20 protein-coding genes are annotated in these 21,830 nt (G+C 58.5%); 12 read left to right on the top strand and 8 right to left on the bottom strand.

From position 1 onward, the window contains the following. Positions 1 to 84: 84 nt before the first annotated feature. Positions 85 to 513: an Lrp/AsnC family transcriptional regulator gene (locus tag ACR0I0_RS02015; protein WP_171633011.1), complete on the bottom strand. Its 429-nt coding sequence runs from the start codon at positions 511 to 513 to the stop codon at positions 85 to 87. An 86-nt stretch (positions 514 to 599) separates the two neighbouring features. On the opposite strand from ACR0I0_RS02015, the gene rocF reads away from it, so the two are divergent. From rocF to ACR0I0_RS02000, 3 genes are read left to right on the top strand one after another with little or no spacing between them, the layout of a single operon-like run. Then, positions 600 to 1,520 (top strand): arginase, encoded by a 921-nt coding sequence (rocF, locus tag ACR0I0_RS02010; RefSeq protein ID WP_171633014.1) that lies wholly within the window; start codon positions 600 to 602, stop codon positions 1,518 to 1,520. Beyond that, a complete protein-coding gene (gene ctlX / locus ACR0I0_RS02005) occupies positions 1,520 to 2,440 on the top strand; it encodes a citrulline utilization hydrolase CtlX (RefSeq protein ID WP_480489989.1) in 921 nt (306 codons plus the stop codon). The genes rocF and ctlX overlap by 1 nt, the downstream gene beginning before the upstream one ends. 9 nt (positions 2,441 to 2,449) lie before the next feature. Continuing rightward, on the top strand, positions 2,450 to 3,490 hold the full coding sequence (locus ACR0I0_RS02000) for an ornithine cyclodeaminase (protein WP_171633019.1): 1,041 nt from the start codon (positions 2,450 to 2,452) through the stop codon (positions 3,488 to 3,490). A gap of 137 nt (positions 3,491 to 3,627) precedes the next feature. Here the strand turns inward: ACR0I0_RS02000 and ACR0I0_RS01995 are convergent, their stop codons facing one another. The 3 genes from ACR0I0_RS01995 to ACR0I0_RS01985 are packed head-to-tail and all read right to left on the bottom strand — an operon-like array spanning position 3,628 to position 6,738. Next, positions 3,628 to 5,031 (bottom strand): TRAP transporter large permease, encoded by a 1,404-nt coding sequence (locus tag ACR0I0_RS01995; protein ID WP_171723428.1) that lies wholly within the window; start codon positions 5,029 to 5,031, stop codon positions 3,628 to 3,630. Between the two features lie 3 nt (positions 5,032 to 5,034). After that, positions 5,035 to 5,664 carry a TRAP transporter small permease gene (locus ACR0I0_RS01990; protein WP_152457727.1) on the bottom strand — a complete coding sequence of 210 codons (630 nt, stop codon included), beginning with the start codon at positions 5,662 to 5,664 and terminating at the stop codon, positions 5,035 to 5,037. A gap of 57 nt (positions 5,665 to 5,721) precedes the next feature. Beyond that, positions 5,722 to 6,738: a C4-dicarboxylate TRAP transporter substrate-binding protein gene (locus ACR0I0_RS01985; RefSeq protein ID WP_171723430.1), complete on the bottom strand. Its 1,017-nt coding sequence runs from the start codon at positions 6,736 to 6,738 to the stop codon at positions 5,722 to 5,724. Between the two features lie 427 nt (positions 6,739 to 7,165). On the opposite strand from ACR0I0_RS01985, the gene acs reads away from it, so the two are divergent. The 8 genes from acs (at position 7,166) to ACR0I0_RS01945 (ending at position 16,556) form a co-directional block, all read left to right on the top strand. Then, positions 7,166 to 9,130, top strand: coding sequence for an acetate--CoA ligase (gene acs, locus ACR0I0_RS01980; RefSeq protein WP_171723431.1), 1,965 nt, complete (start codon positions 7,166 to 7,168; stop codon positions 9,128 to 9,130). Between the two features lie 7 nt (positions 9,131 to 9,137). Next, complete coding sequence (locus ACR0I0_RS01975) at positions 9,138 to 9,821, top strand: adenylate kinase (RefSeq protein ID WP_480489987.1); 684 nt, start codon at positions 9,138 to 9,140, stop codon at positions 9,819 to 9,821. A 181-nt stretch (positions 9,822 to 10,002) separates the two neighbouring features. Continuing rightward, entirely contained in the window at positions 10,003 to 10,284 is a 282-nt protein-coding gene (locus ACR0I0_RS01970) for a DUF4212 domain-containing protein (RefSeq protein WP_170344753.1), read from the top strand. A gap of 5 nt (positions 10,285 to 10,289) precedes the next feature. Then, positions 10,290 to 12,074, top strand: a complete 1,785-nt coding sequence (locus tag ACR0I0_RS01965; RefSeq protein WP_171633032.1) for a sodium:solute symporter family protein — start codon at positions 10,290 to 10,292, stop codon at positions 12,072 to 12,074. Positions 12,075 to 12,182: 108 nt separating this feature from the next. Further along, positions 12,183 to 14,006: a DUF294 nucleotidyltransferase-like domain-containing protein gene (locus ACR0I0_RS01960; protein WP_480489985.1), complete on the top strand. Its 1,824-nt coding sequence runs from the start codon at positions 12,183 to 12,185 to the stop codon at positions 14,004 to 14,006. 27 nt (positions 14,007 to 14,033) lie between these two features. Continuing rightward, a complete protein-coding gene (locus tag ACR0I0_RS01955) occupies positions 14,034 to 14,552 on the top strand; it encodes a hypothetical protein (RefSeq protein WP_171633037.1) in 519 nt (172 codons plus the stop codon). A 2-nt stretch (positions 14,553 to 14,554) separates the two neighbouring features. Beyond that, on the top strand, positions 14,555 to 15,967 hold the full coding sequence (locus ACR0I0_RS01950; protein WP_171633039.1) for a 3'-5' exonuclease: 1,413 nt from the start codon (positions 14,555 to 14,557) through the stop codon (positions 15,965 to 15,967). An 88-nt stretch (positions 15,968 to 16,055) separates the two neighbouring features. Then, the gene (locus ACR0I0_RS01945) at positions 16,056 to 16,556 is read left to right on the top strand and encodes a flavin reductase family protein (protein WP_480489983.1); all 501 of its coding nucleotides are present in this window, start codon (positions 16,056 to 16,058) and stop codon (positions 16,554 to 16,556) included. Here the strand turns inward: ACR0I0_RS01945 and ACR0I0_RS01940 are convergent. The 3 genes from ACR0I0_RS01940 to ACR0I0_RS01930 are packed head-to-tail and all read right to left on the bottom strand — an operon-like array spanning position 16,553 to position 18,785. Next, entirely contained in the window at positions 16,553 to 17,032 is a 480-nt protein-coding gene (locus ACR0I0_RS01940; protein WP_171633041.1) for a DUF6505 family protein, read from the bottom strand. The genes ACR0I0_RS01945 and ACR0I0_RS01940 overlap by 4 nt on opposite strands. Next, on the bottom strand, positions 17,029 to 17,727 hold the full coding sequence (locus ACR0I0_RS01935) for a biotin/lipoate--protein ligase family protein (RefSeq protein ID WP_480489981.1): 699 nt from the start codon (positions 17,725 to 17,727) through the stop codon (positions 17,029 to 17,031). The genes ACR0I0_RS01940 and ACR0I0_RS01935 overlap by 4 nt, the downstream gene beginning before the upstream one ends. Next, positions 17,724 to 18,785, bottom strand: coding sequence for an Mrp/NBP35 family ATP-binding protein (locus tag ACR0I0_RS01930; RefSeq protein WP_480489979.1), 1,062 nt, complete (start codon positions 18,783 to 18,785; stop codon positions 17,724 to 17,726). The genes ACR0I0_RS01935 and ACR0I0_RS01930 overlap by 4 nt, the downstream gene beginning before the upstream one ends. A gap of 122 nt (positions 18,786 to 18,907) precedes the next feature. Between ACR0I0_RS01930 and ACR0I0_RS01925 the strand changes: the two genes are divergently transcribed. Next, positions 18,908 to 19,636 (top strand): hypothetical protein, encoded by a 729-nt coding sequence (locus ACR0I0_RS01925; protein WP_171633047.1) that lies wholly within the window; start codon positions 18,908 to 18,910, stop codon positions 19,634 to 19,636. On the opposite strand, the gene ACR0I0_RS01920 is transcribed toward ACR0I0_RS01925, so the two are convergent. Next, positions 19,630 to 21,582 (bottom strand): 4Fe-4S binding protein, encoded by a 1,953-nt coding sequence (locus ACR0I0_RS01920; protein WP_480489977.1) that lies wholly within the window; start codon positions 21,580 to 21,582, stop codon positions 19,630 to 19,632. The two genes, ACR0I0_RS01925 and ACR0I0_RS01920, sit on opposite strands and share 7 nt — an antisense overlap. Positions 21,583 to 21,830 lie beyond the last annotated feature (248 nt).

Here is a 21,830-nt window from a genome sequence, read left to right as displayed (position 1 = left end):
ACCACGCGCAGCTCACCCGCCCGTCGACGATTCAGACATCATCTGCCAACGGACTCTGGCACATTTTGGTTTTATCTCAAAGCGCTAGAGCCGCCCCTTGCGTGTTGACAGCAAAAGGTTCGTTTCCGAACGCGTCACGCCGTCGATCCTTCGGATCTGAAACAGAACCTCATCCAGTTCGGCCAGGGTTTCCGCGCTGATCTCGGCGATCAGATCCCAACTGCCATTTGTCGAATGAACTGCCGTCACCTGACGCATGGCACCGATCCGGGCCATGACGCGTTCCGTCCCGCGCCCCTCAATCTCGAGCATCATCAACCCGCGCACCGGGCTTTGCGCCAGGTCGCGACGCGTCAGGACGGTGAAGCCGACGATTTCACCGGACTGTTTCAGCCGCTGCAACCTGCTGCGGACCGTGGTGCGTGTCACGCCCAGTGTTTCCGACAGCTCTGACAGGCTTGCCCGTGCATCCCGTTGCAACGCATTGAGCAGCCGATTGTCCAATTCGTCCATAACATCTTCTCATAAAGGAACTTCCGAGACCATTTTGAGCATTTTGCCGACTTCACGCAAGACAGTCCGACGGCCTAAATGAACACATGGAAATCAAGGATATCATACTGGTCGGCGCCCCAATGGACGCCGGGAAACGTCGTCAGGGATGCCGGATGGGACCTGATGCGTATCGCGTGGCAGGGTTGGATGAGGCGCTGTCTGATCTTGGTCACACCGTCCAAGATTGGGGCGACGTGCAGGCCGAAAACGTCGACATTCCCCGACACCCGCACCTGTTCGCCCTGCCCGAATGCGTGGGGTGGACGCACGCTCTCAGCAAAGCTGCGCAAGACGCGGCGGGTCAGGGCATTCCGATTTTCATGGGGGGTGATCACGCCCTGTCCATGGGTACGGTGGCCGGGATGGCCGCCCATGCTGCTCGGATCGACCGCCCTCTTTTTGTGCTATGGCTTGACGCCCACAGCGACTTTCACACTCCGGACAGTACCGGCAGCGGCAACCTGCACGGAACGCCGGTGGCGTATTTCACCGGCAGACCCGGATTTGAGGATTTCCCCCCTTTGCCGGCCGTCATCCCAACGGATCGCGTCGGCATGATCGGATTGCGCTCTGTCGACCCGGCTGAACGGGCAGCGCTGGAGCAAGACCGTGCCATGCTGGCGGATATGCGCAGCATCGATGAAAATGGAATCAAAGCCCCCCTTTTGGCCTTTCTTGATCGCGTGAAGGCAGAAAACGCTCTGCTACATGTATCTTTGGATGTCGATTTCCTCGACCCGGCAGTGGCGCCCGCAGTCGGCACGACCGTGCCCGGCGGTGCAACCGAGCGCGAAGCCCACCTGGTAATGGAACTGCTGCATGAAAGCGGGCTTGTCTGCTCGCTGGACCTGGTCGAACTGAACCCGTTTCTGGATGAGAGGGGCCGAACCGCAAAACTGATGGTCGATCTGGCCGCCTCGTTGATGGGTCGCCGTATCTTCGACCGTCCCACCCGGAGTTTTTGATGCTGTCTCTGCAAGCGCCATCTGCCGCTATCATGATCCGGCCGCACGCTTTTGCGTCCAACCCAGAAACACGCGATGACAATGCCTTTCAAACGCTGAGCACCGCATCCGCCCAGGCCACGTCGGAAGCGGCCAGGGATGAACATGATCAGGCGGTACAGCAATTGCGCGACGCCGGTGTCACTGTTCATGTGTTTGACGATTTCGGGGACCTCAACACACCTGACAGCGTTTTTCCAAACAACTGGTTCTCGACGCATCCCGGCGGCCATGTGGCGATCTACCCGATGTTCGTGCCATCGCGCAGACGCGAACGCCGGACCGATGTAATCGAACTGCTCAAAGAGGAATACCGTGTGCAGGATGTCATCGACTATTCCGGGCTGGAACAAGACAACCTGGCCCTGGAAGGGACCGGCGCGATGGTGTTGGATCATGTGGCCCGTATCGCTTACACGGTGACGTCCAATCGCGCCGATCCGGTCCTGTTGGAACGGTTCTGCACACATTTCAACTATGAACCAATCGCCTTCGAAGCCCGCGATGCCAAGGGCCGAGACGTTTATCACACCAACGTTTTGATGGGTATCGGAACGCATTACGCCCTGATTTGCCTCGACATGATTTCGGACCCGGCCCGCCGCATGACCGTTCGCAATCGGCTGGAAGAATCCGGTCGAACGGTCATTGACCTGACGCACGACCAAATTGCCGAGTTCGCAGGTAACGCCATTGAACTGACCGGACGGGATGGGTTGGGTCTGGCCCTGTCCAGCAGGGCACTTGCCGCCCTCACACCAGACCAAATCGCAACAATCCAGGACAGTGCAACACCGTTGCCGCTGTCCGTTCCTACAATTGAAACCGCCGGTGGGTCCGTGCGCTGCATGATTGCAGGCGTTCACCTTGCCCGCCGATAGGAGAGCACCATGCAACCTTCAGACAAGGCCCTGGTACCATTCGTTTCCGTCGACAACATGATGCGACTGGTACACCACATTGGCGTCGAACAGATGATCACGCAGATTGCCGCTCAGATCGAAGCCGATTTCAAACGATGGGAAAGCTTCGACAAGACACCTCGCATTCCGGCGCATTCTCCTCATGGCGTAATTGAGTTGATGCCAACTTCGGATGGTGAGGCGTACGGGTTCAAATACGTAAACGGCCATCCCAAGAACACCTCCGAGGGGCTGCAAACAGTAACTGCATTCGGTCTGTTGGCAGATGTCTATACAGGATATCCGACGCTGTTGACCGAAATGACAATGCTGACCGCGCTGCGCACGGCTGCAACTTCGGCATTGGTCGGGCGCTATCTGGCCCCGAAAAATGCCAGGACAATGGCCATGATCGGCAATGGCGCACAGTCCGAATTCCAATGCCTTGCCTTCAAGGCAATGTGCGGAATCGACACCGTTCGGCTTTATGACATCGACCCGAATGCCACGTCGAAATGCGCTGCGAACTTGCAGGGCAAGGGCCTGACAGTCATCCCTTGCAAGACGCCGGAAGACGCCATTGAAGGTGCCCAGATCATAACCACCTGCACGGCAGACAAGAAATACGCAACGATCCTGACCGACAACATGGTCGGGCCCGGCGTGCACATCAACGCCATCGGAGGCGATTGCCCCGGCAAGACCGAGCTGCATCGCGACATCCTGTTACGTTCGGACATCTTCGTCGAGTACCCTGAACAAACCCGGATCGAAGGCGAAATTCAGGCGCTGGACGCGGATCACCCTGTGACCGAGATGTGGCAGGTCATCACCGGCGCCGCCAAGGGGCGCATCGATGAGCGGCAGATCACTTTATTCGACAGTGTCGGCTTTGCCATCGAGGATTTCTCGGCCCTGCGCTATGTGAAACAGGCGATTGAAGGCACAACCTTCTTTGAACCTCTGGACATGTTGGCCGACCCGGACGATCCGCGCGATCTGTTCGGAATGTTGATGCGAGCTGGATAACACGCGATCTTGGGGGCTCTGCCCCCGCCGCGCTGCGCGCGCCTCCCCCGGGATATTTTCAGCCAGATGAAGCAGGGGATCCGAACTTCATCTGGCCACAAATATCCCGGAGCGCGAGGCAGAGCCTCGCTTCCGAGCTATCCCGCAAGCGATGGCAGGTAGAGGACAATACCCGGGAATGCCACAAGCATTGCGATGGTCAGGGCGTCCGCGATGAAAAAGGGCGTGACGCCTTTGAACACATCTTGAACACTTAGGTCCGGGCGCACACCGGCAACGACAAAGCAGTTCAGCCCGATGGGCGGTGTAATCAGGCAAAACTCGGCCATTTTGACGACCAGAATGCCAAACCAGATCGCGCACATCGGGCCGGACATTCCAAACGCGCTGTCGGCGGCACTGACGGTTTCACCACCATTCAAGGCCATTACCGCCGGATAGACGACGGGCAAAGTCAAAAGCAGCATCCCGATCGCGTCCATGAACATGCCCAACACCGCATATGCCAGCAGAATGCAGATCAGGATCATCATGGGCGACATCTCGAGCCCCGTGATCCAATCCGAGAAGGCACCCGGCAGGTCGGCGAACCCAAGAAAGCGCACATAGATCAGAACGCCCCAGATGATCGAAAAGATCATCGCCGTCAGTTTGGCGGTTTCCAAAAGCGCGGATTTGAGCTCGGCCCAGCGCATTCCGTGGAACAAGGCGAAACAGAATACGATGAAGGCGCCAATGGCACCGCCTTCCGTCGGAGTGCCCCATGCTTTTTCTCCAAACGGATTGTAGACAAAGCAAATGATGATCAGGATGACGGCGACAATCGGAATAGCACCGGGAAGAGCGGCAAAGCGCTGTTTCCAGGAAAACCCCGTGACAGGCGGACCAACGGATTTGAATATCACTGCAATCCCGACGATCAGAAGGCCGTATACAATTGCGGAAAACGCACCCGGAATGAACCCCGCCAACAGCAGCTTCCCGACATCCTGCTCGACGATGATCGCGTAGATCACTAAAATGGCCGAAGGCGGGATCAGGGAGGCCAGCGTCCCGCCCGCGGCAACCACACCTGCTGCAAAGCGTTTGTTATAGCCCACCTTCAGCATTTCCGGAATCGCGATACGGGCGAAGACGGCGGACGTCGCAACCGAAGCTCCGGACACCGCGGCGAACCCGGCTGTGGCGAAAACGGTCGAAACCGCCAACCCTCCGGGCACCCATGCGACCCAACGTTTTGCGGCCTCGAACAAAGCGCGGGTAAGCCCCGCGTAATAAGCCAGATACCCGATCAGGATAAAGGTCGGAATCAGGCTAAGAGTGTGGGACGCGACCTTGGAATGTGGCACCTGCCCCGCGGTCTTGACTGCCACTGTCAGCGCCTTGCCAAACCGTTCCGGATCGTAACCGAACTTGGCCCAGAAAATCCAAACCAGTCCGACAAGCCCTGCCAAACCCGCTGCGAAGGCAACCCGCATGCCCGCCACGACAAGGACCAGAAGGCCGCCAGTGACCCAAAGGCCAATCTCAATCGTGTCCATGTATCAGTCCTGCCCTTCGAACTGTTCGGCCTCGGCCGCCGCCTGCGCCGCTGCATCCTGTATCAACGGAACGGCCGCCGGCGCGTCCAGCCCCAGCCAGAACGCCCGACCATACCCCCAGACTTGCAGCGCAAGGCGCAGGCAGAGAACGGAAAATGCAACGGGTGCCAGCAGCTTGGCCGGCCACAAGGGTATGCCGATGTCGATCGAACTGTCCCGGCTCCACATTGGGGCGCCAAAATCAAAGGACCGGTCGAAATGAGACCAACTGCCCCAAACCAGAGCCAGCATCAGGATCAGGATCAGAACCACCGAGAGCAATTCGAACAGCCACAAAGCCCGACCGTGCAAGCGGGATATGACTATATCCATCCGGATATGCCCCCCATCACGCTGAACATATGAAATGCCCAGAAAAGCGATGAGAGGCATCGCCTGTTCGATCCAGTCCACATAGCCCGGCAAAGGAGCATTCAGTGCATTTCGACCACTGACCGATACAACGGCCAATACCATCAGTGAAAAAACCGCCAATCCGCTGATCAGTGCCAGAAACCGTTCGAGCACGAGCAAACGCTGATCCAACTGGCTCAGACGGCTGCCGTCTACCAGAACCGTGGCTTGTCCTGCCATTCCGGTGTTTCCTTGTTGTTTGTTGCCGGGCGCCTTGAAAGCACCCGGCCTTGTGGATCAGTTGCCGCCGCGCTGTTGCTTCAGCGTCGTCTGGACAAGATCGTAAAGGTCCTGCGCCGGCAGGCCCTGTGCGGTCATGTCCGCAATCCATTTTTCACGGATCGGATCAGCGGCCTTCGTGCGGAACTCTTCGATTACCGCGTCGTCGATCATGACCTTCTGGACACCCTTTTCTTCCAGGACACTGTCCCATTGTTCGAGCAAGCCGCCGTAATTCGCAAGGTAGTGATCGATCGCCTCGTCAATCGAGCTGTCCAGAGCCTCACGATGTTCGGCTGGCAGCGCCTCGTAGGCATCGATGTTGACGACAACCGGGCAGTTCACCGTTCCTGGATTCAGGTTCGCGGTCCACCAGTCCGCTTCGTTGATCGTTCCGAATGACAGGTGCGCGTGCTGGGCAAAGGCCACGGTGTCGACGACGCCCGATTCCATCGCATTGAAGGCTTCGGTCGCCGGAACCGATGTCGGCACCCCTCCGACCGCCTCGAAGGCCTGACCAAGGCCACCGGTCGCCCGGACCCGCATTCCGTCAAATTCAGCAAGTTCATCCCGCGGCTCGCCCGTGCCGACAAGGTTATACTGCGGCATTGGCGAGGTCATGATGATGCGGGCGTTCCATTGCGCCATCTCTTCCTTGACCGCTGGATGGTCGTATACTGCATGGCTTACCGCAACTTCTTCCTGCAGGTTGTTCACACCCAGAAATGGCAGTTCCAAAACGGTAATCGCCCGGTTCTTGTCGCGGTGATAGCCGGCACAGAACTGCGCCATCTCAAAGGCGCCGATTTCGATCCCGTCCAGGTTTTCCTTAGGTTTGGACAACCCGCCATAGCTGACATTGATGGTGAATTCGCCACCGGTTTTCTCGCTGACCAGTTCGGCCAGTTTTTCAACATGTTCCGTAAAGGCGCGGCGCTTGCCCCAGACGGATGCGTTCCATTCTGTCGCCGCGGCTTCGGTCACAAAAGCAACGCCAAGGGCGGCGACTGCGGCACCGCTCAACATCTTTTTCATAGTTTTGTCTCCCATAGGTGCGCCCCCTACCGAGGCGCTTGCCGATCAAGCTAGCGCCAACAATCGGTTGTGCCAACCCTAACCGGGATTTGCGTATTTTGCAGAATAAGCCCCAGAAATGACTCAAAACGACAGAAGCCTTGAGGTCACATGTCGTTGCAACCACAATTGACACACAGCGCCCTCAATTCTCGTTACTTTTAAGTGACTGTTTTTGTTTTATTTTAGCGATTCTTTTGCCAATTTTTTACTAATATGGCCGTATTGTTAAAATTTCTTTACAAAGAAATCCAAGGATTACACCAATTTATTTATTTATTTTCAGAACGCGGTAATATTCAAACTTGGGGAGGAACAGGATCGACATTGCCTGAATGACAGGCAAAGAATCCACAAGCAATCCAGTCCAGAGGGAGGAGCCTCAAAGATGACCACCGCTGCCCAGGCAGATGCCAAGACTTATCCGCCATCCGCAGAAACCGTCGCTCGTGCGCATGTCGATGCGGCAAAGTATGCTGACATGTACGCAGCCTCAATCAGCGACCCCGACGCGTTCTGGGGCGAGCAAGGCAAGCGCATCGACTGGATCAAGCCCTTCACCCAGATCAAGGACGTCAGTTACGAGTTTGGCTCGGTCAAGATCAACTGGTATGCCGATGGCACGTTGAATGTGTCGGCCAACTGCCTGGATCGTCATCTGAAAACCCGCGGCGACCAGACCGCGATCATCTGGGAGCCGGATGATCCGAATGACCCGGCCCAGCATATCTCTTACGCAGAATTGCACCGCCGCACCTGCCGGATGGCCAACATTCTGGAATCCCTGGGCGTACGCAAGGGCGATCGCGTGGTCATCTATCTGCCGATGATCCCCGAAGCTGCTTACGCCATGCTGGCCTGTGCGCGGATCGGCGCAATTCATTCGATCGTTTTCGCGGGCTTCTCGCCCGACGCTCTGGCAGCGCGGATCAATGGGTGCGACGCCAAGGTCGTGATTACGGCAGATGAGGCCCCGCGTGGCGGCCGCAAAACGCCGCTGAAATCCAACGCAGACGCCGCCCTGCTGCACTGCAAAGACACGGTAAAATGCCTTGTGGTCAAGCGCACCGGCGGTCAGACCACCTGGATCGACGGTCGCGACTTTGACTACAACGAAATGGCGCTTGAGGCGGACGACTACTGCGCCCCTGCCGAAATGAACGCCGAAGATCCTCTGTTCATTCTTTACACGTCGGGTTCGACCGGTCAGCCCAAGGGCGTTGTGCACACCACAGGGGGGTATCTTGTTTACGCCTCGATGACGCACGAGATCACATTCGATTATCACGAAGGTGACGTGTACTGGTGCACCGCTGACGTGGGCTGGGTCACCGGGCACAGCTATATCGTCTATGGCCCGCTGGCCAATGGCGCAACCACGCTGATGTTCGAAGGCGTGCCCACTTATCCCGACGCCTCGCGCTTCTGGCAGGTCTGCGAAAAGCACAAGGTCAACCAGTTCTACACCGCACCGACCGCGATCCGCGCGCTGATGGGTCAGGGCAATGAGTTTGTCGAAAAATGCGACCTCAGCGATCTGCGCATTCTGGGCACCGTGGGTGAACCGATCAACCCCGAGGCCTGGACCTGGTACAACGACGTTGTCGGCAAAGGCAAATGCCCCATCGTCGACACCTGGTGGCAGACAGAAACCGGCGGCCACCTGATGACGCCGCTGCCCGGTGCACATGCGATGAAGCCCGGATCGGCGATGAAGCCGTTTTTTGGCATCGAACCGGTGGTTCTGGACCCGCAATCCGGTGTTGAAATCGAAGGCAACGGTGTCGAGGGCGTTCTGTGTATCAAAGACAGCTGGCCCGGCCAGATGCGCACCGTCTGGGGCGATCATGAGCGGTTCGAGAAAACCTATTTCTCGGATTACAAAGGCTATTACTTCACGGGTGACGGCTGCCGTCGCGACGAAGATGGCGACTATTGGATCACCGGTCGTGTAGACGACGTGATCAACGTGTCCGGTCACCGCATGGGCACGGCCGAGGTGGAAAGCGCGCTGGTTGCGCATGCTGCTGTGGCCGAGGCTGCCGTGGTTGGATACCCTCATGAAATCAAAGGGCAAGGCATCTATTGCTACGTCACGTTGATGAATGATCGCGAGCCGTCGGACGAGTTGATGAAAGAGCTGCGCACATGGGTCCGCACCGAAATCGGCCCGATTGCATCTCCGGATGTGATACAGTGGGCACCTGGCCTGCCGAAAACGCGCTCGGGCAAGATCATGCGCCGTATCCTGCGCAAGATCGCCGAGAACGATTTCGGATCGTTGGGCGATACTTCGACACTGGCCGATCCGTCGGTGGTCGAAGACCTGATCGAAAACCGTGCGAATAAGTGAGGGTGTGATGGACGCTGCCACGATCACCACGCCCGCCGTTCTCATCCTTCTCGGCCCTCCGGGTGCCGGGAAGGGCACGCAAGCCCGGATGTTGGAAGAGAAATTCGGACTTGTACAACTCAGCACCGGTGACCTACTGCGCGAAGCCGTCGCGGCCGGAACCGAAGCCGGCAAAGCGGCAAAAGCCGTTATGGAAGCCGGCGATCTGGTCAGCGACGAGATCGTCATCGCCATCCTGCGCGACCGCATGGCACAGCCGGATTGCGCCAAGGGCGTCATTCTGGACGGTTTCCCGCGCACGACGGTTCAGGCCGAAGCGCTGGACAGTCTGCTGGCATCGAACAACCAGAAGATCAACGCCGCGATAAGCCTTGAAGTGGAAGACGCGGAAATGGTGACCCGTATTTCGGGCCGCTACACCTGCGCCGGCTGTGGTGAAGGGTACCACGACCAGTTCAAGAAACCTGCCGAAGAAGGCAAATGCGACAAGTGTGGCCATACCGAATTCAAGCGCCGCGCGGATGACAATGCCGAAACGGTGGCCTCGCGCCTTGCGGCGTACCACGCGCAGACGGCACCACTGATCGCCTACTATGACAGTCAGGGCGTGCTGCAGCGCACAAACGCCATGGGCAGGATCGAAGACATTGCCAATGACCTTGAAGGAATCGTTGGCGAAGTCATGAATTAGGGGGTGGATTTAGGGCCGCAAGGCTCTGATCCCAAACAGAATACTTCAAAAGACCGCTTTGGCGGACTGGAGGAGTTTTGCCTGACGTCACATGGCGTCCGGCACAAGTGAGAAGCGGCCCGACGCACTGGAGGATGTGGGCATCGGGCCGTCCAACGAGGAAGCGAAGGAGGAACCCGCGATGGCGGATCATTCAACAAACTCCGCGCAGACTGCCGAGTCCGACAAGGGCTATTGGCAGGCCAACCTGCGCCTCATCTACATCAGCCTCGCGATTTGGGCGCTGGTGTCGTTTGGATTCGGCATTCTGCTGCGTCCGATGTTGTCGGGGATCGCCGTCGGCGGAACCGATCTGGGCTTTTGGTTCGCACAACAGGGATCGATCCTGGTCTTTTTGGTGCTGATCTTCAACTACGCCTGGCGCATGAACAAGCTAGACGCCGAATACGGTGTTGAGGAGTAAACCCCATGGATCAGTTTACCATCAACCTGCTGTTTGTTGGCGCGTCCTTTGCGCTATACATTGGCATCGCGATCTGGGCCCGGGCTGGGTCCACATCTGAATTCTACGCCGCTGGTCGCGGCATCCATCCGGTCACCAACGGCATGGCAACGGCGGCGGACTGGATGTCTGCGGCTTCGTTCATCTCGATGGCGGGTCTGATTGCCTTCACCGGCTACGACAACAGCTCGTTCCTGATGGGTTGGACTGGCGGCTATGTGCTGTTGGCACTGCTGCTTGCGCCTTACCTGCGCAAGTTTGGTAAATACACCGTGTCGGAATTCATCGGCGACCGCTTTTACAGCCAGACTGCGCGTATCGTCGCCGTGATTTGCCTGATCGTGGCCTCGGTGACCTACGTGATCGGTCAGATGACCGGCGTCGGCGTGGCCTTTGGCCGCTTCCTCGAAGTGTCCAACACCTCGGGCCTGTTGATCGGTGCAGCGGTTGTATTTGCCTATGCGGTGTTTGGTGGGATGAAAGGCGTGACCTATACTCAGGTCGCTCAGTACTGCGTGCTGATCACTGCCTACACCATCCCGGCTATTTTCATCTCGCTGCAGCTGACCGGCACGCCGGTTCCGGCGCTGGGTCTGTTTGGTGACACCGCCAGCGGTGAACCCCTGCTGACCAAGCTGGATGCCATCGTGACCGAGCTGGGCTTCAATGAATACACGGCCCACCACTCGAACACGCTGAACATGGTACTGTTCACCCTGTCGCTGATGATCGGTACTGCGGGTCTGCCGCACGTCATCATGCGCTTCTTCACCGTTCCCAAAGTGGCTGACGCACGTTGGTCGGCTGGCTGGGCGCTGGTCTTCATCGCTCTGCTGTATCTGACCGCGCCTGCGGTTGGTGCCATGGCGCGTCTGAACATCAGTGACATGATGTGGCCCAATGGCGGCATCGAAGGCGGTGCTGTGACTGTTGAACAAATCGACAATGACGCACGCTATGACTGGATGGCCACGTGGCAAAAAACCGGTCTGCTGGATTGGGAAGACAAGAACGGCGACGGCAAGATCCAGTACTACAACGACAAGAATGCCGACATGCAGGCACTTGCCGAAGAAAAAGGCTGGGTTGGAAACGAGCTGACCAAGTTCAACCGTGACATCCTGGTTCTGGCCAACCCCGAGATTGCCAACCTGCCGGGTTGGGTGATCGGTCTGGTCGCAGCCGGCGGTCTTGCGGCTGCTCTGTCCACCGCTGCAGGCCTGCTACTTGCAATCTCGTCGGCTGTGTCTCACGACCTGATCAAGGGTGCCATCAACCCACAGATCTCGGAAAAGGGCGAGCTTCTGTCAGCGCGTATCGCAATGGCCGTGGCGATTGTGGTTGCGACCTATCTAGGTCTGAACCCACCGGGCTTTGCGGCACAAACCGTGGCGCTTGCGTTCGGTCTGGCGGCAGCTTCGATCTTCCCCGCGCTGATGATGGGGATCTTCTCGACCCGCATCAACAACACCGGCGCGGTCGCAGGCATGCTGGCTGGTCTGGTCGTCACTCTGGTCTACATCTTCCTGCACAAGGGCTGGCTGTTCATTCCGGGCACCAACTCGTTCACTGATGCAGACCCGCTGCTGGGTCCGATCAAGTCGACTTCGTTCGGTGCGATCGGTGCCATGGTCAACTTTGCAACGGCCTACATCGTTGCCGGCATGACCAAGGAGACTCCCCAGGAGATCAAGGATCTGGTCGAAAGCGTACGCATTCCCCGTGGTGCGGGCGCAGCTCAGGATCACTGAGTATGATGCGGTTGTCGGCACTTGCCTTCGGCCGCGTCTTTCGATCCACTGTTCCCGCCCGGCACACCACCGGGCGGGATTTTTTCACCAGAATACCGGAGACATCAGATGCCCCTATCCCACGATGAAATTACCCGGTTTCTGAAATCCGTTCATCCCTATGACGCGCTGCCGTCGGACACCCTCGATCAGATCGTAAAGCAGATCGAGGTCTGGGAGGTTGAGGAAGACGCCTCGGTCTATGAGCTCGGCCATTCCCTGCCCGGGGTCTTTGTGATTTATGAAGGACAGGTTGAGATCACCGACGAGAACGGCGCAGTCGTTTCTCATCTGGGGTTGCGCAATTCCTTCGGTGAACGCGGCCTGTTGAAGGACGGCAAGGCTGCGACCAAGGCCCGCGCTCACACACCATCCGTCCTGATGGTTCTGCCTCCGGATTTGGTCCGGACTTTGATCGACAACCACGACGTCGTCGCCAAATTCTTCAATCGAACCCGCGGTAATCGCAGCGGCCCTCAAAGCCTTGCGACCAGTTCGATTGACGTTCTGATGGCGCGCGATCCCGCCACCTGCCCTGCGGACACGACAGTTCAGGAAGCGGCACGGATCATGCGCGACAAACACATCTCGTCGCTATGCGTGACAGATGGAGAGGCGTTGCAGGGTATCGCCACCCTGCGGGACATTTCGGGCAAATTTGTTGCCGACGGGTTGCCCGTAACAACACGGATATCCGAAATCATGACTGCAAATCCCGTAACCCTCTCGCCCAGCGATATCGGCTCGGACGTTCTGCATATCATGATGGAGCGCGGCATTGGCCACATCCCGGTTTCCGAAGGCGGTCGTCTGGTCGGGATCGTGACGCAGACCGATCTGACCCACTATCAGGCCGTCAACTCGGCCGAGTTGGTTGGTCGGATCGCAAAGGCCGACAGCTCAGAAGAGATGGCGAGGGTGACGGCGGAAATTCCGCAGTTGCTGGTTCAGTTGGTTGCCGGCGGGAACCGGCACGAGATCGTCACGCGGCTGATCACCGATATTGCCGACACGGTTACCCGTCGCCTGCTGAAATTGGCCGAAACTGAACTGGGCCCGCCGCCTGTACCCTATTTGTGGCTGGCCTGCGGCTCACAGGGACGGCAAGAACAAACCGGCGTATCGGATCAGGACAATTGCCTGATGCTGGATGACAGCGCCACCGACGCCGATATGTCCTATTTTACCAAACTGGCCAAATTCGTCTCTGACGGGCTGGATGTCTGCGGGTACTTTTACTGCCCCGGCGACATGATGGCGACCAATCCGCGCTGGTGTCAGCCGGTTCGTGTCTGGCGCGACTATTTCAAGGGCTGGATTGCCAAGCCAAACCCCGAGGCGCAAATGCTGGCCTCGGTCATGTTCGACCTGCGCCCCATCGGCGGCGCATTTGAGTTGTTTGCCGACCTGCAAGCCCACACTCTGGCAGCGGCCAGGGCAAACTCGATCTTCGTCGCACACATGATTTCGAACTCGCTGAAGCATACGCCCCCACTGGGCCTGCTGCGCGGTTTCGCGACGATCCGCTCGGGTGAGCATCGCAATACGCTGGACCTGAAACACAACGGAGTTGTGCCCGTCGTCGATCTGGCGCGCATCTACGCGCTGCAAGGCGAGCTGACCGAGGCCAACACCCGCGCCCGCCTGAAAGCCGCCGAGGCCAGCGGCGTGCTCAGCCCTTCTGGTGCGCGTGACCTGCTGGACGCCTATGATCTGATCGCGGAAACCCGGCTCGAACATCAGGTTCGGCTGGTTAAGTCCGGAGCGATGCCCGACAACTATCTGCCACCGTCTGAATTGTCGGACTTTGAGCGAAGTCATCTGCGTGATGCTTTTGTGGTGGTAAAAACGATGCAATCGGCAGTTGGCCACGGCAAGGGAATGCTGGGCTGACATGCGACTGACCAACGGAGAGACCACATGTTTCTGGAACTGATCGGCACGGTTTTTGCGGGGATCGCATTTGCCGGAATCGTTCTTCTGCTGAACAAGCTGACCGGAGGGCGCCTGCCGAAATGGACAACGCCGGTTGCGGCCGGTCTTGGAATGATCGCGATGACCATCACCAGCGAATATTCCTGGTACGATCGCACGCGCGACCAACTGCCTGAAGAGATGACCATCGTGCAAGAGGTCGAAAGCCGCGCGTTTTATCGCCCCTGGACCTACGCGGTGCCGTTCGTTGACCGGTTTGCCGCAATCGACACCGTATCGGTGCGCACAAACGAAAACGTTCCGGAACAACGGCTTGTCGATCTTTACTTCTTTGGCCGCTGGGCTCCGGTTTCGAAACTGCCGGTGGCCGTGAATTGTGCAGAAGGCCGCCGCGCCAACCTGGCGGATGGTGCCGAATTTGCCGAGGACGGGCGTCTGGTGAACGCTGACTGGATTGCAGCCGGAACCAATGACCCCGTCATCGCAGCCACTTGCGGGGTTTGATCATGCTGACCGGATTGAGTTTGAGGCTCAGGATTTTTCTGTTTTTCTGCCTCCTCGCCCTGGGCGGGGTTGCCATCAGCGCCACCGCTCTCTGGATCACCTATTCCCGTGCGGGAAACCCCGGTCTGCTGAATGATTTCGTCTTCGCCGAAATCCTGATCGGATTTGGATTTCTGGCACTGGTCGCGGGTGTTTGGCTGCTGTTCGACGACAACGTCGCCAAACCGATCGAACGGCTTTCCGCCCAGTTGCGTGCCCGTGCACATGCCGGTGTAAGCACCGACCTGGACATGCAGGCCGCGCGGTATCTGGGCGATCTTGCCCCGGCTGCGGCGGGATTGGCGGAACAACTGGCCTCGAACGCCATGCGCACAGCCGAGGCCGTGGCCGCCGAAACCGCGCATCTGGCCGCAGAAAAACAGCGCCTGACCGCGCTGCTGACGGAAATTCCGGTGGCCATGCTGCTGGCCAGTCCGAAACATCAGATCGTTCTGTACGACGGGCAGGCCGCCGAGGTTCTTGCCCAGATCGCGCATCCTCGTCTGAACGCATCTCTTTTCGAATACCTCGAAGCCACCGGCCTGACAGACGCATATGCCAAGATGTGCAAAACCGGAAAGGACGTCTATTGCACCCTGTCCAGCGTGGACGGGCGGCAGACATATTCCGCCCGGATGAAACCCTTGGGCGATGCACCCGGATATATGCTTGTCTTCGAAGACAGCGCGACACATATGTCGCCGGACGATGCCCGCCCGCTGGTCTATGATTTCGAACTTCTCAATAAACCGGGGGATGATGCGTTCGAGAACCGCCCCCTGACGGATCTGTGTTTCGTGGTTTTTGACACGGAAACAACCGGTTTGCTGCCTCACAAGGATGAGATCGTACAGATCGGCGCAGTGCGCGTTCTGAATGGTAAAATCGTTCAGGGTGAGCATCTGGACATGCTGGTTGATCCCGGCATTCCGATTCCCCCGGCCTCGACCAAGGTACACAAGATCAGCGATCGTATGGTTCAGGGGGCGCCCGATATCGCCGAAGCCGGACGCGTATTCCATCAGTTTTCGCGCGACGCCGTGATCGTGGCGCATAATGCCCCGTTCGACATGGCGTTTCTGCGCCGCCATGCCAAACGGATGGGTGTCGAGTGGGATCATCCGATACTCGACACGGTCTTGCTGTCTGCGGTGCTGTTCGGGGCAAGCGACACGCACACACTGGACGCCTTGTGTGAACGGTTGGAAATCACGATCCCCGAAGCGTTGCGCCATACCGCACTTGGCGATGCGATTGCCACGGCCGAGGCATTGATCAAGGTGCTGCCGATCCTGCAAGCACGCGGCCTGACGACTTTTGGCGAGGTGATTATGGAAACCCGCAAACACGGTCGTTTGCTGGAAGATCTGAACTGACGGTATAAATTGCACCCGGCAGTCAGCTTTTCATGGACAATCCGGGCCACGCATGGCAACTGATGCGCGGCCAAGGATTAAGCGCGCAATGACCGAAAAGACCTTTAGACCGACCCCGGATCAAAGCCCCTCCTTTCGGGAAGCGCTGGGATGCTTTGGCACCGGTGTCACGGTGATTACCGCGCAATCCGACAATGGCCCGCGTGCCATTACGGTGAATTCATTTGCCTCAGTCTCATTGGACCCGCCACTGGTCCTGTGGTGTCTGGCCAAGGAATCATTTCGATTCGATACGTTCAGTACCTGTGATCTCTATTCGATCCACGTCATGGCACAGGATCAGCAGGATCAGGCGTTGCGGTTTGCACGCGATGGGGCGGATTTCTCACATGCAGACTGGACCGAGGATGAGGCCGGGCGCCCACATCTGGCCCAGTGTCTGGCCCGGTTCGATTGCCGCCTTCATGCCCGTCATGACGCCGGGGATCATCTGATCATCGTGGGTCAGGTAGATCAGGTCATGCATCGCACCGGCAAAGGGCTGATCTTCAAACGCGGGCAGTTCGGCGGGTTTGTCGACCTGATCTAATCGTCCAGCGACCCGTGAACCGCCAACGCCTCCAACTCCGCGTCCTGCGGAGTGATCACGCGAAAGGCTTCGTGCACGCCTGTCTCTGTCAATTCCCTTGCGACGGTCAACAGCGTGTTGGCCGGATGGTCTTCGCACAACTCTGACATGTGGTCGATTTCAGCTTGCGCAACGCCCAATGCGGCCTCGACCGAGGGTGCGCCATAGAACTGCACAAAATGTTCGGCCAGATTACGCGTAATCTGATCTTTCTCTGCGGCTTCGATCTGCGTCACGGCGACAAAAGTCACCCGGCCAAAGGTTTCCAACCCCAGCCAGCCATTCGCAAATGCCTGTCGTGCCTTGCCTTCAAGATCGCCCTGCCCCCAGTTGGAAAACTCAAACCCACCCGAAACGCACCACTCTCCGGTGCGCGCCGGCGAATGAAACACGTTCATGTCGCTTTCGTCGAAATGGATCGCTCGGGCCAGTTTCATTCTCGGTTCTCCAACATGTCAGTCAGGGGGCGCAGATGTGTATCGACCCCATCGCGGATCAGCATCCCGAAACGTTCATCCGTTCCAAGGAATACGCCACCATCGATCAGCGGTTCGCCCACGCCGCGCAGCAGGCCCATCCATTCGGCGTGCAAGGACGCGTTGCCATCCTCCTGCCAACGGTTGAGCCAGGTCAACATGTGTCGCGACCAGCTTTCCACCAGCTGCGTTGCAGAAACCTCGGCACAGCCTTCATCGTACAGCGCTGTGATATCAGGGGTTTCACCCGGCGCATCACTTGTTTGCAACAGCGCCAGCTCCCAACCGACGACCAGCCAGTCCGGCTCTTCCTCGGGCATTGATGTTGACGCAGCCGCGCGGAACCGGCCGCACCGCGCCCCGTTCACGCAAATCAGACCATCCCAACCCAGATGCACCGCAACCTCTGGCGGGGCCAAAGCGCCCAGCGCGTTCTGGAATCCCACAGCACAAAGCGGCAGCATCGCCACCGCATCTTGCAACAGTACCTCGGGGGCAAAAACAATTGCCACGCGCAGGAAATCCGCCTGAATATTGTAGACAACCGTACCCGCATCACAGCCCAGCGCAGCCATGGCCTGCGCGCGCTCGAACGGGTCTTCGCCGCCCTGAACCGGGTGGCCCGTCAGCAAGGGTGGGAAAACCGGCTGGCTCATGCGTTGCCTTTGGCGATCATGTCGCGGGCGATCTTGCGGAATGCCTCGGCCTGCGGGCTGTCAGGTTTGCTGACCACGATGGGCGCGCCTCCGTCAGCGGCGACACGGATGTCCAGATGCAAGGGGATTTCACCCAACAATGGCACGCCCAGCGCCTCTGCCTCGGACTTGACACCACCATGACCGAAAACATGTTCTTCGTGCCCACAGTTCGAACAGATATGCGTGGACATGTTTTCGATCATCCCGACAATGGGTGTCTTGAGCTGGTTGAACATGTCGATCCCCTTGCGGGCATCAATCAGGGCCACGTCCTGCGGCGTTGAAACGACAATGGCACCATCCACCTGGAACTTCTGGCTCAGCGTCAGTTGCACGTCACCGGTGCCGGGCGGCAGATCGACGATCAGAACATCCAGCGCGCCCCATTGCACCTGGCTCATCATCTGTTGCAGCGCACCCATCAGCATCGGCCCGCGCCAGACAACCGCCTGACCTTCGTTGGTCATCAAACCCATCGACATCATGGTGACGCCGTGGTTGCGCAGCGGCAGGATTGTCTTGCCGTCAGGGCTGGCCGGACGGCCCGAGACACCCAACATCCGGGGTTGCGACGGCCCGTAAACATCCGCGTCCAGCAGACCTACACGCCGGCCTTCCGCAGCCAATGCGCAGGCAAGGTTGGCCGAAACGGTGGATTTGCCAACCCCACCCTTGCCGGAGGCAACGGCGATGATCCGATCCACACCCGGCACTGCCTGCGGCCCGGTTTGCGATGGCTTGGGTTTCGGTTTCAGATCCGGCGGTGCCTTGTCGGAATGCGCGGTCATCAAGGCCGAAACATTTGCCACGCCTTCCACCATCTGAGCGGCCTTTTCAGCCGTGGCGCGGACGGGTTCCATCTTTTCCGCATATTTCGGGTCGACCTCAAGCACGAAGCGTACCGTGTCGCCTTCCACATTCAAGGCGCGCACGACGCCTGCGCTTACGATGTCCTGCCCGGAAACCGGGTCGGTGATCTTTTTCAGGTTCGCCAGAACCGCGTCACGAACACTCATGCTTGTTCCCCTTGATCCGCCCTGCTGACAGGGGCGTGCGTATCGACTCGCCGCTCATTGCACGTGTCTCCGTCTTTGTCTGTACATTTGACGCATCCCGCCCCGCGAAGTTACGTTGAGCCATGCGCTTTGTCCTCTTGTGCCTGAGCCTGACGCTCTCTGCCACCCCCTCTTGGTCACAAGAGGCGATTGGCCTTGCGGCCCCGGCAGAGGTTAAAGACTCTGGCCTGTTGCAACATATCCTTCCTCGCTTCTCTCTCAAGACCGGGATCCGTGTTATTGCAGACGACGCCGGGGTCATGGCGCTGGAAACCGCGCCGCCCGGTGATCCGGTCTTTGCCCGCGACGGTGTGATCTATCACCTGCGTATCGAAGACAGTGACCGCCAGGCCCGTTTTCTTGAATGGCTGAAGTCGGATATCGGCAAGCGCACGGTGGAAAGCTTTGCCCCGGCAGACGGAGGGCCCTACTCTGCCAATTTTGATATTGTCGAGGTTGAGTCCGGTGACATCGTCGAGGGCGACACCCAACTTGGCGAAGAACTTTCGATGACTCATTGCGGGCGCTGTCATGTCATCGGGCCAAGGAACCGCATGAATGGCCTGGGGTCGACGCCCTCTTTCGCCGTTCTGCGCGCAATGCCCGACTGGTCGCAGCGATTCGAAGCGTTTTTCGCCCTGAACCCCCACCCCGCATTCACACAGATCGACGGTTTGACACCGCCTTTCGATCCCGAACGCCCATCTCCTATTCACCCGGTTGAGATGACATTGGACGATCTTGACGCGATCCTGGCGTTCGTATCGCGCATCGACGCTGCGGATCTGGGTGCACCCTTGAAACTTCAGTGATCCTTTCTGTCTGAATAGTAATCCTCGGTCGTGACGACCCGGGGCTTGGGTTTTGATTGGAAAGGATTGTCTTGCTGTTGGAACTGCACGTTCACCCGGCAATTGTCACACATCTGGATCATCCGCGCCTGATCCGACGTCGCGAACATTGGATGTGTGCCCGACAGCTTCTCCATGATCCGCTCAACCGTGGATTTCACGCCGAACAATGCCCCGCATTCCACGCAGGCAAAAGGTTCTTCTTCGTTCAGAACCTGCTGTGACAGGGCCGCATCGCTGAGATCAAGTTGTGGAACAAGCGTGATCGCATCCTCGGGGCATATGGTCTTGCACATACCGCATTGCAGACAGGCATCTTGCTGGAAGTTCAATTGCGGCTTGTCCGGATTGTCGATCAACGCACCAGATGGGCACAGCGACACACAGCTGAGACACAGGGTGCAGCTGTCGGTATTCACTGCAACCGCCCCGTAAGGCGCATTTTCGGGCAGCGGCAAAGGCGATTCAGCCTGCGGGTTCAGCGCCTGTGCTGCCAGCCGCGCGATTTGCCGGCGATTGCCCATAGGCAAGACCGGATCGGACAAAGGCCGGGGCACCGCTTGCCCGTACAGCAGATCGGACATCGCATCGGGGTCCGCTTCGTCAATCAGGCCTATACCCTCGGGGCCTGCAATTGCATGTGCCAATTCAAGCTCGCGGTTCAGCGCCTCGCGTTCAGTCGTCGGTGCCAACAGCACATCCACCCGAGCAAACCCATGCGCCAGAGCAGCCAGCATCTCGGCATGGCCAAAGCCAGATATCACGTTCAATTCCAATGGGATCACGTCCGAAGGTAATCCACGCCCGAAACGCGCCGCCAACCGGATCATTTCGGCCCCGTGGGCGTCATGTACAAGCAGCCGAGGCGCGGTGCCGCCGGCCCGTCGATAGGTACGGGCCAGAATATGCATCCGCGACAGCAGCGCCGAAACAGGCGGGTCTTCATAGGTTATGGCCGTTGAAGGGCACAGCGCGGCGCAAGCACCACAGCCTGCACATACCATCGGGTCAATCGCCACATGCTCGCCCGCCGGGGAAATCGCACCGGTTGGGCAGATATCCAGACAGTTGGTACAGCCCACCTGCTCGGCCCGGGAATGGGCACAGAGGGTTTCTTCCACGCGCACAAAAAGTGGCTTTTCGAATGTCCCCACCAATTGCGCGGCTTCAAAAGCCAGGCGTTCAACGGAAACCGCATCCCTGGGATCAGCCCGCAGATAGCCTTCACGCTTGGCCGGGGCCTGAACAAAGGGCGTTTCTCCTGCCAGATCGATGACAATGTCACACGATGAAAGCGCACCGTCCTTTGGATCGGTCCAAGCAAACGCGCCGCGCCCACCGGGCACGACCTGCTGAAGCGCGTCCAGACGCAACGAAAACCCACCAAGCGCACCGGAAACCGATCGAAGCTGCCCCCGTACCACGTCATAGGCGCGCGAGAGGGGCGCTGACAAATCGGTCGTCATGACGGTCACTGCCAACGAATCCGCCAAACGCTCTGCCAGATCAAAGGCCACCGCACCGGGCCCGATGATGAAACAGGTGCCTTCACTGAAGACATCCACGCTGGGTGTGACCGGTTGCGCCAGAACGGCCTCGGCCGCCAATGCCGCCATCTTGGGGGTCGCATCCGCACCTTGGTCAGACCACCCGGCCCGATCGCGCAGATCGACAAATCCGGGCACGTCGATATTCAGGTCTTCGGCCAGTGACCTAAAAACGTCATCCTCTTGCGCACAAGCGATGACGGTATCACCTTCTTTCATCAAGGCAGCGGCGGACTGCAACTCATCGGTACAAAGCGCGGTATGCAACCTGGAACAGGCAACGCCGCAGGCGCTTTCGATCTTGTCCGGATCGATTGCCTGTGTTCCGGCGCAATCACATAGCAGTAGTTTCGTGGCCATATCCTCTCCTCGGGCAACCGCCCCGGTTCCATGCACACTAGGCTGTACCCCTGGGAAAGCAACTTCAACCCCTTGCCGCGTTTCCTGCACAGGGTTGAATTTCGGCAATAAATGCCACGAAACACAAGCATTCGCAGGACCTGCTCACGCAGTTGCTACCCTGGACTACGACCAAAGTCGTAGAGCTTAGGCTTGGCACACAGCTAGTTTGTGTACCATAGTGGACTTGGAAAGGCAGGGGAGAGCCT

The organism is Ruegeria sp. AG6 (assembly GCF_056541565.1).
This window is presented reverse-complemented; position numbering and strand designations above follow the sequence as displayed.